Raw genomic sequence first — 14505 nt, 5'->3', positions numbered from 1 at the left:
TTATTCCAAATCTGAAGAGATGCATGACAAAGTGGTAGGTACGTTCATTGAGCGTGAATACTATCTTTCATAACAGATCTAACTATTGGAAGCATGACCGGAATTTGAATAAGCCTTTTTTCCAGATCAACTTTACTCCACTCTAACTTTCTTAATTCACCGGGGCGCAATCCCGTGATAATTAAAATTCTCAGTGCGTGTCTAACAATCTGGCTGCCCATGTGTTTATCAATGGATTTCAAGAATTCGGGTAACTCGTCAACATCAAGGTGCGGATAATGCTCTCTTTTATGAGGAATAAAAGCACTGGCAAGATCAGGGGCGGGATTATATTCAGCTCGACCTGTGATAATTGCATACTTCCAAACTTCACCACAACGCTGACGGACTTTTTTTAATTTCTCTGTAGCACCCCTTTTTTCCATTCTCGTAAGAACGTCCAATAATTCCAAGGGTTTTATATCTGCTATTGGCCTATCACCAATATAAGGGAAGACATCATTTTCAAAAGCACTCATCATGTCAGCACGATACCCTGCCGACCACCTATCTTTGCGTTTTTCGTACCATTCAAGAGTGATTTTTTCAAAAGTGTTTTCAGACATTATGGTGCTTTCTCGCTTCTTCTGTTTCCTGTCTTCAGAAGGATTAACGCCACCAGCAATCATAGAGCGGTACTCTGCGGTTCTTTTCCTTGCTTCCGCTAAAGGCACTTCAGGATAAGTACCTAAAGATAGCATTTTTTGCTTACCTTCAAAACGATAACGGAATCGCCAACCTCTGGAGCCATTCGGTTCTATTAACAACCAAAGCCCGTTTCCATCGGAAAGAGTATAAGCCTTTGCTTCTGGCTTAGATCTCTTAATTGCCACGTCTGTTAGCTTCATCATTTCACCCATGTGTATAGGAAGATGTGTATAGGAAAAACTATACACAAAACTATACACAATTTCATGTCGCTTTCAGAAGATGTTAGGATATATTAGGAGACTTGAGCTTGTTGCTATTTATTGATTTTATTAGAAAAAGTAGACTTTAGGAGACGTTTCGAGAAGTAGAAGTGGCGGAGGAGGAGAGATTCGAACTCTCGGATGGTTTCCCATCGGCGGTTTTCAAGACCGCTGCCTTCAGCCGCTCGGCCACCCCTCCGCGATGTCGTGCACTATAAACATCACTGCTCCCAATGTAAAGTACTTATATGCTCAACTGATGCCAAATCACTCACATAACTGTTCGTTGGCGCATTTATTCAGCATTTATGGCAATCTTTCTTTGGAATAAAGGTGATTTTTGCTAAATTGCAGCCATTATTGTCGAGTGGTTAAAAAAGCTATGTTGGTATTTGAAGGTCGAGAAATCGAAACTGATGCACAGGGTTATCTTAAAAACAGTAACGACTGGGAAGAAGCGATGGCACCGCTACTTGCCGAGCAGGAAGATATCATCTTAACCGAACAGCATTGGGAGGTGGTTCGATTTGTCCGCGAGTTTTATGAGGAATTTAACACTTCCCCCGCTATCAGAATGTTAGTCAAGGCGATATCACAAAAGCATGGCGAAGAAAAAGGTAATAGCCGCTATCTTTATCGCTTGTTTCCTAAAGGGCCGGCGAAGCAAGCAACTAAAATTGCAGGGTTACCAAAACCAGTGAAATGTATCTGAATCTGTCATCCGTCTTCAATGGCGGATGCTGAAATCAGTCATTTCTTCTATCTCACAAAACTGAGGCTGAAAATGTTCAATTTTCGCTCCCGGAGGCCCGCCTTTCTCCAGCCAATGTATCAGTGCTGCTATTTGTTCCTCATTACCACAGGCAACGATTTTGACACTGCCATCATTCATATTCCGAACATATCCTAATAGCTTATTTTTCTTTGCCCAGTAGTATGTCTGATAACGAAAACCAACTCCCTGCACTCGACCATAAACATAAATAGTGATGCTTTGAACTGTCATTTCTTTTTCTCCCTCAAACAAAATCGAAAAGTGACTCTTCAGTATCCTGATGGAAAAGTATTTATTTTCTGTTATGCAATAGATTGAAAACTATCAGGTATAATAACTTTGGCATGCTAAGACCACTTTTAGTATTGTATTTTATATACACAACAGCTAACCTGAAATATGAGATGGTGATCACATACCATCTCAAATGCAAGATTCCGGTTACCGGGTGTGCGCTTGAAATTTACCTTACGGCCCTTATATAAGAGTCATTGCAAGGTTTCTCTGGAGGTGACTATGATGATCGCCAGCAAATTCGGTATCGGCCAACAAGTGAGACATAGCCTGTTGGGCTATCTGGGTGTTGTTGTAGATATTGATGCCGAATATTCTTTAGAACAACCACAGGAAAATGATATCGCATCTAATGCTACTTTACGTTCAGCTCCGTGGTATCACGTTGTGATGGAAGGTGATGATGGGCAACCTGTCCACACCTATTTAGCAGAGGCTCAATTGACTTACGAGATATCAGATGATCATCCGGAACATCCTTCTCTGGATGAGTTAGCTGAATCTATCCGCAGTCAATTGCTGGCTCCAAGGTTACGAAATTAAACACATTCCTTTAAAAAATTAAACGATACTGATAAGGAAAGGCGGTGAAATAAAAATAACCCATCGCCTTCTTTATTTTTCTAATCCTAAACGTGGGATCTCAATTTTCGGGCAACGATCCATAATCACATCTAACCCCTTATTTTCTGCCAGTAATTTCGCCTCATCATTAATTACCCCTTTTTGCAGCCAAAGCACTTTTGCTCCGATGGCAATCGCTTCTTCCGCAATACCATAAGCAGCTGTTGCATTACGAAAGACATCAACCATATCAACTGGCTGTTCGATATCAGCTAGCTGCTTCACAACTTGCTGTCCTAATAATGTTTTACCCGCTAGCTTAGGGCTAACTGGAATGATGTTATATCCCTGATCAATCAGGTATTCCATTACCTCATAACTAGGTCTATCTGGTTTTTCACTCGCTCCCACCAGAGCGATTGTTCTGACTTTTTTCAGAATATCTATCAGATATTGATCACTCATAGCGCCTCCTATCTCATGATTATGCTGCAATAATTATACGTTTCATTTACTGCAGAGTTTATGACAATCACCTTTATTTCTATTATTTTGTTATTAAAATAATTGGTAAATAGTACATTTTCACGAAGGTATTAATATGGAATTAACAACCCGTACACTGACTGAGTCCAAAAGTATTGCTCTAATTGCGCATGATCACTGTAAACAATCTCTTCTGTCTTGGGTCAATGAACATAAGCGTGTATTAGAACAAAACAGGCTCTATGCCACAGGTACAACCGGAAACTTGCTTCAACAACAAACGGGCTTACCAATTACCAGCCTATTGAGTGGGCCGATGGGAGGTGATCAACAGATTGGTGCATTGATTTCTGAAGGAAAAATTGATGTTCTAATCTTTTTTTGGGATCCTCTGAATGCCGTCCCTCACGATCCTGATGTCAAGGCACTGTTACGTTTGGCCACAGTCTGGAATATCCCTGTAGCAACAAATCGAACAACTGCTGATTTCCTTATCAAATCTTCTCTTTTTACCGAAAAAGTCGATATTTACGTACCTGATTATCAGGGATATCTTGATGAAAGGCTAAAATAAGCACAGCCACCAACAAAGAAAACCAGATTATCTCACGGAAACCTAAGGCTTGCAGTGCTCTGGGACACCTAATTTAGATAATTGGTGAATAAATACCGATGGATTTTTCGGTTCCTGTATCAGCCAGAGCTGCTTTTTTGCTCTCGTTAATGCAACATATAACAGACGCTGCTCTTGTGTATCAGAAAATGTTTCAGGTTTCGGCAGTAAAACCTGCTCCAGCACTGTCTCTTTTTCTGATGCCGGAAAACCCTCTTTTCCTTTTCGTAACCCTAAAATAATAATGTAATCAGCCTGCTGCCCTAAAGATTCGTGAATGGTCATAAAGTTAATATTTAAATTCGGCCAACGGGTTGCCGCTTTCTTCAATACATCAGGCTTATGAAAATGGTAACGGGCCAATAAGAAAATGGTTTCCTGATTGGTGACATAACCACTCATCCTGTTTAACAAGGCTTCCAATTGTTCTTCGGGCAAAATCATGACTGATTTTTTATTTCCTTTTATTGAACTACGATTGGTGAGCCTACACAGTGAACCACTCGTTTGGCTGTGAAAAAGATGAGCAATTCCATTAATTATTTTACTAATGCGCTCATTAAAACGATAAGTGGTATCTAAAATGCACTCGTCACTTTCACCAAAATAAGTAGAAAAAGTCTTTATTGAAGGCCATTCAAGACTGTTAAACCGACAAACTCCCTGCCAGTTATCTCCTACTGCGAATATATGGCTTTGTCTATTCTGCGCTTGTAGCGTAGTTAATAACTTAATACTTAAAGGAGAAATATTCTCCAGATTATCTAATAGGATGTGCTTCCACGGGCTAATGAAACGTCCTTTTTGCAGAGTATTTACTGCCTGATGAATCAACCCATAAAAATCCAGCGTTCCTTCTACTTTTAATGCCGATTTCCAAGCTTTCAACAAAGGTGCCATCAGGCGGATACGTTTTGGGAATATATCTGAATATTCAGGCAAAGCCCGTTCAAGCATCTCTTTTTGGCTACCGCCATGCATTCTCATTAATTCCAACCAATAATCCAGATGGCTGGATAAACGGGATTGTACCTGCCTGTCATTCCAATATGCTCCATCGGGTAACTGCCAGTCTAACTCTTCATTCAACCATTCGCGCCAGCCTTTGGCCTGTGCTTTTTTTTCATTACACTGTTTTTGCCATTCTCGAATAAGAAAATCATGGCGTTTTTGAGTATTAGTCTCTAGTTCACTACTTTTTGGTGTATTGCTATTTGTCTGTCGGATGATACAAAGAGCCAATTCATGGAATGTTCTCGCTTTTATCGTTTTTGTTCCCGAACACAACTGAAGACGTTTATTTATTTCCTCAACCGATTTCTGCCCGGATGACAGTAATAAAACCTGCTCAGGAAGCGCCTGCTGGCGTAATAATAACCACTCTGCCCGGGCAATTAAAACAGATGTCTTTCCGCTTCCCGCACTTCCCGAAACTAATATGGATTTTTCACCATTAATAACAGCCTGATATTGTAATGGATTGAATGGTACATTTTCTGCGATTTGGAACAATTCACCATACCGTTCCTGAATGCGTTCAGACCACTGCTGGTTTATGAGCTTTCGCCGTTCTTCTCCTTCATTGATCCAGTTCAGGCACGTCTGGTAATTATCTCGACAGCTTGCAAAGTCCTTGAGTCTTTGTAATGGCAAAGGAATAGATTGAAATGTTTCATGAATTTGTTGCTGTAATAGAGATAAATCTTCTGTCTTCATCCAATAGTCTTGCTGGCGGATTTTATCAATTTTATTTACCTGAGCAGACAGAACGCCAGAGCTGATGCCGCTCATATCAGAGCTCCATGCCTGCCATTCCTTAAATAAATAATGGTAAAAACGCTGAGTTTGCTGCCATTCAGTGCCATGTAAACGAACGACTTTCCCTTCCGGTAATTCAAATTCCAGTTCCCCCCAGACAAGCCCTCGCTTACACTGAATATCGATTAATTGATTAAATGGAATTAGGTACTGATGTTTGTCACCACTGACTTCAATGCCAGCACTCAGTAAACGCACTCGATTATAAGGATGCCGAGCAAGTCGTTGACCAATTTGTGTTGATTTTAGTTCCATTGTAATAGCACCGTACCTGAAAATTGTTGAGCTATCTGCTCACTTAAATGTTGTTAGGAGTTTTTTGTGCTAACTGTTTTTTCCAGCTCCCGCCATTTTTTGTATAACAATCACGTTTTCTATTATATTCGTATATTTATTGCGCTAACAGGAACTACACTGGTTCCCTGGCTATTGAAAGAAGAACCCAAGATTACAATCCCTTTGACGTTAGGTGTTGTCGCCGCCGCATTAACAGACTTAGATGATCGTTTAGTGGGTCGTTTACGCAATCTGGTCATCACCTTAGTCTCCTTCTTTGTGGCTTCTGTTTCTATTACTTTACTTTTTCCATACCCTTGGTTCTTCACTCTTGGGCTGGCGATTTCTACCTGTGGTTTCATACTGCTTGGTGCTTTAGGACAGCGTTATGCCACCATCGCTTTCGGTGCTTTATTGATTGCAATATATACTATGCTGGGTGCATCGATATTCCCTGTCTGGTATCAGCAACCTTTATTATTACTCACTGGTGCAATTTGGTATAATTTGCTGACACTAGCAGGGCATGCACTATTTCCTATCCGCCCGTTACAAGAAAATCTGGCACGCTGTTATCATCAGCTTTCTGTGTATTTACACGCCAAAACAAATTTGTTTGACCCGGATGCTGAAGCAGAGGAATACGAACAGGCTGTGTTTGATATTGCTATGGCCAACAGCACATTAGTGTCAACACTCAATCAAACTAAAATAACTTTATTAAGTCGTTTGAAAGGAGACCGTGGGCAACAGGGAACCCGAAGGACTCTACACTATTATTTTGTTGTTCAGGATATCCATGAACGTGCCAGTTCGTCTCACATTCAGTATCAAAAGCTACGAGAAACATTGCGCCACAGCGATCTTCTATTCCGTTTCCAGCGATTGTTGTCCATGCAGGCACACGCCTGTGAGCAGGTTTCACAATCCATTATCCTGCGTAAACAATATCAGCATAGCTCACGGTTCGAGAATGCTTTCACCTATCTTGAAATCTCTTTAGAGAAATTAAAAAACCAACAACTAGTTGATACTAAGATCGTTGCATTTAGTAATTTACTGAAAAATTTGCGGGCAATTGATGCACAACTAGCCGGACTCAGTTCTGAGCAATATCTGACCTTTCAGGAAACTGCGCAATATAATAAGCAAAGCGATGACAGGCAGTGTCATGACAAACAGTACAATGATAAAAATGATAAACAAGAAGAGACGCAATTATCCGATGAGGCCTTAACAGGGTGGCGTGATATTTTATTTCGGCTTCTCAGCAATCTGACACCCAAATCAGCACTATTCCGCCACGCTATACGTATGTCTGCTTTGCTTTGTACTGGTTATGCCATTATTCAGCTATTTGATATGCAAAGAGGTTATTGGATCCTGCTGACCAGCCTTTTTGTCTGTCAGCCTAACTACAGCGCGACTCGCCGCCGTCTGGCTCTGCGGGTTATCGGGACACTGGCGGGTATTTTGATTGGCCTGCCTATTCTCTATCTTGTACCTTCTATTGAAGGGCAATTATTGCTGATTGTCATTTCAGGCGTGTTATTTTTTGCCTTCCGTAGTAGCCAGTATGCACATGCGACTTTATTTATTACGTTATTGGTATTATTAAGCTTTAATCTATTGGGTGAAGGCTTTGAAGTAGCGTTACCCAGAATAGTCGATACCCTGATTGGTTGTGGTATTGCCTTGTTGGCAGTCAGTTTTATCTGGCCTGATTGGAATTTTCGCCACTTGCCACAAGTCATCACCCGTACAATGAACGCCAATTGCCATTATCTCAATGCCATCTTGCTGCAATATCATCAAGGAAAAAGTAATTGTCTGGAATATCGGGTTGCTCGCCGTAACGCTCATAATTGCGATGCTGAACTGGCATCGGTTGTCTCGAACATGTCATCAGAGCCTAAACATCATCGTATTTCTCAGGAAGCAGCATTTCGTTTACTTTGCCTGAATCATACCATGTTGAGTTATATTTCCGCCTTAGGCGCACATCGTGACAGACTTAATGAACCTGTCATTCTGGATCTGCTTACTGAATCAATCCACCATGTTGAATCTGCATTGCAACAAGACAGAGTTAATGATGATTTCCTGCATCAGATTTCAGAGCATTTGATACAAAAAATTAATCAATTAACTTCTGATAACAGCAAAGTTCAACTTGTATTACAGCAAGTAGGGTTGCTAGTTGAATTATTACCGGAAATAGTTAATTTAAGAAAGCAAATAAACAATCAGAAATCTAATTAAATAAATCCCGCCTTCTATGAAGGCGGGATTTATTATTTTTATAACTTATATTTTCTGTATTTAAAATCAATTATCATCTGTCATCTTAAATTAAGAAAAAATAGAATAATATTAGTTACCATGTTCCAATTCTTGATGCCATATAAGTAAATCATGGCGTAGTTTTTCTGGCAACACAGCAACATGGCAGCCTTCTATTGCTCCGGCTAATGCCAGTAAGATATTAACACTTATCTTCTTTCCATTTTGTTGTAATTTAAGATAAGTTACTTTTGCTCCTAACACCCGCAATTCTTCTACTTTTGATATTCCTGCTTTCCATAACTGGCGCTCCAAAGCCATCCCAAGATTAGGAAGGTCTTTTAATCTGAGAGGTGTTCTTTGTTTATTAATGATATCTGTCAGTGTATCTTGATAGGCTAAATTAACATATTCGAATAATTGTTTTTGATCCCGCCAAAGTGACTCACTGACTCGGTAATAACGCAAAGCCACAGGAATTCCCCTTTTTGAATAGATAAACGTCTCCATGCCTTTGGCTTTAAATAACGTCTCTGCATAACTATTCCCTCGTAAATAAAGCTCACCTTCATAACTCAGGGCGAACAAGACTCCATCAATTGATAATCCAATTCCACCAAACTGGGATTTCTTTTTAAGTTTCCCCAATGAAGATACGCCGTGTTTCAATTGATCAAAACGAGCCCCAGATAAAAACATTTTTATCACTCCATGAATTATATCCTGACTAAATATTTTATGCTCTGTTCTCTTGTCTGTTATTAACAAAATAAATAACAAGAACAAGTAATTAAAACCATACGCAATCTATTTCTGGCTGCCAATCATTAAATTAGAAAAAAACTGTTTTATATAAATTTTTGCGAAGCGCCTTGAAAAAAATGGTCTTGCTTTTAGCCAAACAACCAATTACTGTATATATATACAGGCATCATAGTGAGGAACATTATGCGTATTCAACCCACTCTGGAGTATCTCATTGAGAGTAAAATTGAAGCTGAGAACAGTACAACTCACAAACACGAAATCACTAATGTAACGGGCACTACATCTACAAAATTACAACCTTTTAGTCAGGCTGAGCAAAACGCCTTACAAGCAGTAAATGGCACAATCCGTGAGTTAAGCTATTGTGAACAATGGCCTGTGATTAATCACATCCTACTTCCTTTGCTACATCAATCCAGAGATGAAAACAGGTGGTTACTCTGGATAACGCCTAATAAAAGATTAAGCCGCCAGTGGTTAGTCGATTCGGGTTTGCCTTTAGACAAGAGCGTTCAATTAAACCAAATTACCCCTATTGCATCACCCTATGCCATGGAGAAAGCCTTAGCAAGTGGTAACTACTGCATCGTATTAGGATGGCTGCCAGAACTGTCTGAATATGGATTACAAAAACTGAGATTAGCAGCACAGAAAGGCACAACACTAGGCCTGATTATGCGCCCTCAAGCCTCATCCGAACAGTATAATCCCGTAGAAAACAGGATAAAGTTTCATTCTATTTACTATCATTGAATGAATTTAAGATTATTCTCAGTATTTTTTAAAATAAACATGCTATTAGTAATAAAATTTTTTTATTTATGATAAAAATCAAACAATTAAATAAACAACCCTCATAAGCTATCATTAATAATATTTAATTTCTTACAGGTATTAATTTAAAAAATATGTATCACAAATCACCATGTACTTGTAAGTTTTAAAGTTCGTTGTAGACTCTACAAAGTTAGGCTGATGCTGATTTAACTCACATTTCAGGAATTATCTATTGATATTAAGCGCATATACCTAACAGATTATTTCAACCAATGGCCAACAATAAGACTTTAAGGCCAACTACTTATTATTTGGATGATAACGAGGCGTACAATGAAGAAGACAGCTATCGCAGTGGCCGTGGCAGTAGCAACTTTTACAACTGTGGCTCAAGCAGCTCCAAAAGAGCATACTTGGTATGCAGGTACTAAGGTAGGTTGGTCCGACTACAGTAGAACAGGATTTAAAGATATCGATGCTGCTAAAGTAGCGACAGGTAATGCTGACAAGAAAGATGCTCTGGGTGCCGGAGCTTATGTTGGTTATCAGGCAACACCATACATAGGTTTCGAATTAGGTTATGATTGGCTGGGGAAAATGACCTATAAATCTAAGATTAATGACGCCAGTTTCAAAAGCCAGGGTATTCAGCTTGCAATGAAATTGAGCGCTCCACTGACAGACTCTTTAGATGCTTATACTCGTCTGGGGGGCATAGTGTGGCATTCAAACGCTTCAGCAAATTACAGCCACTCAGATAAAACAAAAAACTATGTGAAAAATAATAGTACTGGTATTTCCCCACTCATCGCTCTCGGTGCTGAATATGCATTGACGAAAAATGTTGCAACTCGTCTGGAATACCAGTGGGCACCAAAAGTTGGTCAAAGCGGAAAAGGCAGCTCAGATGCATATACGCAAGATCGCAGCTCTTATTTAGGACCTAAACCAAATAATGGTCTGCTAAGCCTCGGTGTTTCTTACCGTTTTGGGCAGGATGAAGCCACGCCTCCTCCTGTGATCCCAGCTCCAATGCCTGTTGTTGAAAACAAAAGCTTTACCCTGCGTTCTGATGTCCTGTTTGACTTCAACAAATCAACATTGAAAGCTGAAGGTAAACAGGAACTCGATGCACTCTATAACCAATTAAGTAAAATTGACCCAAATCAGGGGCATGTTGTTGTTCTTGGTTACACTGACCGAATCGGTAGCCAAAACTATAACTTACCTCTGTCCCAGAAACGGGCTCAATCCGTTGTTGACTATCTGATTGAAAAAGGTATTCCTGCAAACAGTATTCAGGCTGAGGGGCGCGGTAAAGAAGATCCGGTTACCGGCTCAACATGTGACAATATCAAAGCGCGCTCTACATTGATCTCGTGTCTGTCACCAGACCGCCGTGTTGTTATCAATATTCAGGGTACTCAAGAGGTAACTGTCCCAGCAAAAGTTGCCCTTTGATTTATCTACATTATTCATAAAATAAAAACCTCATGTGTAAGCATGGGGTTTTTATTTATTTCGCCATTTTTCAAAGACTATTTATCTAAAATTGCAGCTAAATCCTGTTTTAAATTCAGAATTTGGTGAGCATATTTCTCTTTATGTTCTGCATCTTCCAATAATTGCACTATTGTTTCTGATAAAGTATTACCACGGCGTCGGGAGAGATTTGAAAGACGCTGCCAGACATGAAAATCCAGGTCAATAGACTTTTTACGCGAGTGCTGATGTTCTGCGTTAAAATGGCGCTTACGCCGTGCTCGGATAGTTTGCTTCATGCGGTTGGATAGAGCTTGATTCATATGCAGTGAAATCCATTGCAAAACCTTGACAGGTTCTCGCTCTAATTTTAACAATGCATTAATTGCATCCTGAGCTGCACTTTTTTCAAGATATTTAGTGATTTCTTCACCTTCCCGATGTTTTTTCACTAAATAAGCCCATTTCCAGCCACATTCCAGATTTTCCAATTGTTGATATTTCATTTCATCTCTCAGTGACAGCGTAACTTAAATTAAGCATAGCAATTATTTATCTTAATTTCTCATAACAACACCGGATTATTGTGCATTTCTTAATCTATCAATGGGATAGTACAAATATCATGCCTTTCAAAGATTATGGCATGTTGGTTCACAGCCTAATCTTGTATAATAAATGTTTCTTTTTCACTACATGTAGCTATCACTTTGACGAATATAAAATTAGACTGGCAATCATTACAGCCAAATAGTGTACCTTATCAATCACTTTTCAATTCTGTTTCTGAATCACCTTCCGCTACCCTGGAAGTCATTCAACCCAGGCTGCACAATGGGCTAACACTTTTTTGTCAGGCCAATTTACGCCAATCTTTTATGCTGTTAAAAGCAGAAGAAAGTGATGCCTGCCTGGCCCTTTTATCCGATACAGTTTCTACATTATTACCAGAAAGCTATCCTGATGTTGGTGGTTATTATCAGATAGAGCACCAAACCATTACATGGCATTCCTCCGGTGAAGGCCCTTTCTCGCCAAATCAAAGAGTTGCTTATCGCGAGTGGATTGAACCTGAACAATTATTTGGCAACATCTACACACACCAGAATGTGCTTCAACTCCAGCCGGGGCTTATCCATCAAGTTAATGGTGGTATTTTAATCTTACCCCTACGCACGCTGCTATCCCAGCCATTAATGTGGGTTCGGCTCAAACAGATGATCATTCAACGACGTTTTGACTGGTTACCACACAATGAAAACCACCCTCTGCCTCTGCCAGTTCCCTCAATACCGTTAGATTTACGCCTGATCCTTGTAGGAGATCGGTTCAGTCTTGACGAATTGCATACTATTGAACCGGAATTGGCAAGCAGTGCTTTATACAGTGAATTCGAACCTGATATGCCATTTCATGAAGAAGATGATCTGGCGATGTGGTGTCGCTATGTAAGTGGATTCATTCAACAGCAAAAACTCCCGTCTTTGAGCCAAGATGCCTGGAGCGAATTATTCAGGCAAGCTATTCGTTACACTGAAGATCAATTCAGTTTGCCTTTAGATATCCAGTGGCTGAAACAGACTCTGGAAACAGCGGCTAATTATCAGCAGGAAAATCAGATTACCCTGCATTCTCTGCAACAGGCAGAAGATAACCGGCGCTGGCGTCATAGCTATTTAGCTGAACGCAGTATGGACGAAATTCTGAAAGGTCAAATACTGATCCGTACACAGGGTACTGTTATTGGTCAAATAAACGGATTGTCTGTACTTGAATATCCGGGCCATCCAGATCCGATTGGTGAACCCTCTCGAATCAGTTGTGTTGCCCATTTAGGCGATGGCGAATTTATTGATGTGGAACGTAAAGTCGAGCTTGGGGGAAATATTCACGCCAAAGGCATGATGATTATGCAGGCCTACTTGATTTCTGAGTTAAAACTCGATCAGCCTCAACCCTTTTCTGCTTCTATTGTATTCGAGCAATCCTATGGCGAAGTCGATGGTGACAGTGCTTCGTTAGCTGAATTATGTGCATTAATCAGTGCCCTGTCTCAACAGCCGATAAACCAGCAAATCGCGGTGACAGGAGCCGTCGATCAATTTGGTAATGTTCAGCCGATCGGTGGTGTTAATGAAAAAATTGAAGGTTTTTTCCGTGTATGTCACTGCCGTGGGCTAACCGGCTCACAGGGTGTGATTATTCCAACAGCCAATGTGCAACATTTATGTTTGCATCAGGATGTTATTAATGCAGTGAAAAATGGAGAATTCCATATTTGGGCTGTAGAGCACGTATCCGAAGCCGCTTCATTATTGACAGACATCCCTTATTATGACGAACAGAAAGAACATCTGTTAGCTATGATATACGAACGTATTACACAAATTAATAGTCAAGAACGCCCAAAATTACCTTGGTTCTTGCGCTGGCTGGGTTAGTGTCAAGATATCTGATCGGAGTTGTTCAGCGTACAAGTGTACGCTATTCTCTAGCCTTACCCAATAATAAGGCTATCTGAGAATATGTTTAAAAAACAAGAGTCCTACACTAAAGAAGAACTTCAAGCCTCTGGACAAGGTAAGTTATTTGGTGAAAATGGGCCACCACTCCCTTCCGGCAATATGTTAATGATGGATCGCATCATTAAAATGACAGAAGACGGTGGCACTTATAACAAAGGGTATATCGAAGCTGAGCTGGATATTAACCCTGACTTGTGGTTTTTCGGTTGTCACTTTTTCAAAGATCCCGTTATGCCTGGTTGCCTCGGTCTTGATGCGATGTGGCAGCTTGTTGGTTTCTTCATGGGCTGGCTTGGCGGTGAAGGTAAAGGTCGGGCGCTTGGTGTTGGGGAAGTAAAGTTCACCGGGCAAGTGTTACCAACAGCAAAAATGGTCACATATCGCATTAATTTTAAACGCGTCATAAACCGGAAACTGATTATGGGTCTGGCTGATGGCGAAGTGTTGGTTGACGGTAAACTTATCTATACAGCAACGGATTTGAAAGTAGGGATCTTCAAAGATACCAGTAATTTTTGATTTTCTTGCCCTGATGCTTACTTCCCTTCTCTTATACTAATCACCTCTGCATTATGGCAGAGGTGATTTGTTATTAAAGTAACGGGTTATTGACTAAAGTCACAGCAATCAAACACGGTCTTCCATTGCCTGACGCCAACCCCCCAGCCAGTGTGAGCGGGCATCTAACGAATGGTAAGGGCAATTTTCCCGCGGTCGCCCTAAAATACCAGCGTGATAGCCCCTAGAAAGTGCACGTGCCAAACGATCTCTTTTTTGTCGTTTCATGTCTTACTTCCTCACTTTACTATGAAAATAAAACAATGAATGTTTCTTATTCAGAAGGCTTCCTAGTGATACTCCTATCTGAAATGAATATCAAGCAAAGAAAGCCGT

Annotated in this window: 14 protein-coding genes, 1 tRNA gene and 1 pseudogene; 8 read left to right on the top strand and 8 right to left on the bottom strand. The window is 40.4% G+C overall.

The genetic code is table 11. The annotated features are described in order from the left end of the window. Positions 1-98: 98 nt before the first annotated feature. A pseudogene (locus Xsto_RS17080) lies at positions 99-887 on the bottom strand (tyrosine-type recombinase/integrase); the annotation flags it as partial. Between the two features lie 174 nt (positions 888-1061). Next, a tRNA-Ser gene (locus tag Xsto_RS17075) sits at positions 1062-1149 on the bottom strand. A 183-nt stretch (positions 1150-1332) separates the two neighbouring features. Here Xsto_RS17075 and tusE point away from each other — a divergent pair. Further along, positions 1333-1662 carry a sulfurtransferase TusE gene (gene tusE / locus Xsto_RS17070; protein WP_169926668.1) on the top strand — a complete coding sequence of 110 codons (330 nt, stop codon included), beginning with the start codon at positions 1333-1335 and terminating at the stop codon, positions 1660-1662. A gap of 15 nt (positions 1663-1677) precedes the next feature. Here tusE and yccX read toward each other — a convergent pair whose 3' ends face one another. After that, the gene (gene yccX / locus Xsto_RS17065) at positions 1678-1956 is read right to left on the bottom strand and encodes an acylphosphatase (RefSeq protein ID WP_099125843.1); all 279 of its coding nucleotides are present in this window, start codon (positions 1954-1956) and stop codon (positions 1678-1680) included. 285 nt (positions 1957-2241) lie between these two features. On the opposite strand from yccX, the gene hspQ reads away from it, so the two are divergent. Then, complete coding sequence (hspQ, locus tag Xsto_RS17060; protein WP_186435674.1) at positions 2242-2562, top strand: heat shock protein HspQ; 321 nt, start codon at positions 2242-2244, stop codon at positions 2560-2562. Positions 2563-2634: 72 nt separating this feature from the next. Here hspQ and Xsto_RS17055 read toward each other — a convergent pair whose 3' ends face one another. Continuing rightward, entirely contained in the window at positions 2635-3048 is a 414-nt protein-coding gene (locus Xsto_RS17055; protein ID WP_099125842.1) for a CoA-binding protein, read from the bottom strand. 136 nt (positions 3049-3184) lie between these two features. Here Xsto_RS17055 and mgsA point away from each other — a divergent pair, with 136 nt between their 5' ends. Next, positions 3185-3643 carry a methylglyoxal synthase gene (gene mgsA, locus Xsto_RS17050; RefSeq protein ID WP_099123097.1) on the top strand — a complete coding sequence of 153 codons (459 nt, stop codon included), beginning with the start codon at positions 3185-3187 and terminating at the stop codon, positions 3641-3643. Positions 3644-3685: 42 nt separating this feature from the next. On the opposite strand, the gene helD is transcribed toward mgsA, so the two are convergent. Next, on the bottom strand, positions 3686-5755 hold the full coding sequence (helD, locus tag Xsto_RS17045; RefSeq protein WP_099125841.1) for a DNA helicase IV: 2070 nt from the start codon (positions 5753-5755) through the stop codon (positions 3686-3688). A 66-nt stretch (positions 5756-5821) separates the two neighbouring features. Here helD and yccS point away from each other — a divergent pair, with 66 nt between their 5' ends. Beyond that, a complete protein-coding gene (gene yccS / locus Xsto_RS17040; protein ID WP_099125840.1) occupies positions 5822-8038 on the top strand; it encodes a YccS family putative transporter in 2217 nt (738 codons plus the stop codon). A gap of 111 nt (positions 8039-8149) precedes the next feature. Here yccS and Xsto_RS17035 read toward each other — a convergent pair whose 3' ends face one another. Next, the gene (locus Xsto_RS17035; RefSeq protein WP_099108322.1) at positions 8150-8758 is read right to left on the bottom strand and encodes a TfoX/Sxy family DNA transformation protein; all 609 of its coding nucleotides are present in this window, start codon (positions 8756-8758) and stop codon (positions 8150-8152) included. 249 nt (positions 8759-9007) lie between these two features. Between Xsto_RS17035 and sulA the strand changes: the two genes are divergently transcribed. Both sulA and ompA read left to right on the top strand, forming a co-directional pair. Further along, positions 9008-9580 carry an SOS-induced cell division inhibitor SulA gene (sulA, locus tag Xsto_RS17030; protein ID WP_099108323.1) on the top strand — a complete coding sequence of 191 codons (573 nt, stop codon included), beginning with the start codon at positions 9008-9010 and terminating at the stop codon, positions 9578-9580. 357 nt (positions 9581-9937) lie between these two features. Then, a complete protein-coding gene (gene ompA, locus Xsto_RS17025) occupies positions 9938-11065 on the top strand; it encodes a porin OmpA (RefSeq protein WP_099125839.1) in 1128 nt (375 codons plus the stop codon). Between the two features lie 77 nt (positions 11066-11142). Here the strand turns inward: ompA and matP are convergent, their stop codons facing one another. Then, positions 11143-11592, bottom strand: coding sequence for a macrodomain Ter protein MatP (gene matP / locus Xsto_RS17020; protein ID WP_099123091.1), 450 nt, complete (start codon positions 11590-11592; stop codon positions 11143-11145). Positions 11593-11796: 204 nt separating this feature from the next. Between matP and Xsto_RS17015 the strand changes: the two genes are divergently transcribed. Then, positions 11797-13527, top strand: a complete 1731-nt coding sequence (locus tag Xsto_RS17015; RefSeq protein ID WP_099125838.1) for an AAA family ATPase — start codon at positions 11797-11799, stop codon at positions 13525-13527. An 84-nt stretch (positions 13528-13611) separates the two neighbouring features. Beyond that, positions 13612-14130, top strand: coding sequence for a bifunctional 3-hydroxydecanoyl-ACP dehydratase/trans-2-decenoyl-ACP isomerase (fabA, locus tag Xsto_RS17010; RefSeq protein ID WP_086956222.1), 519 nt, complete (start codon positions 13612-13614; stop codon positions 14128-14130). Positions 14131-14238: 108 nt separating this feature from the next. Here the strand turns inward: fabA and rmf are convergent, their stop codons facing one another. Beyond that, positions 14239-14397 (bottom strand): ribosome modulation factor, encoded by a 159-nt coding sequence (rmf, locus tag Xsto_RS17005; RefSeq protein ID WP_086956221.1) that lies wholly within the window; start codon positions 14395-14397, stop codon positions 14239-14241. Between the last annotated feature and the right edge of the window lie 108 nt (positions 14398-14505).

Source organism: Xenorhabdus stockiae, from assembly GCF_002632825.1.
GTDB classification, from domain to species: domain Bacteria; phylum Pseudomonadota; class Gammaproteobacteria; order Enterobacterales; family Enterobacteriaceae; genus Xenorhabdus; species Xenorhabdus stockiae.
This window is presented reverse-complemented; position numbering and strand designations above follow the sequence as displayed.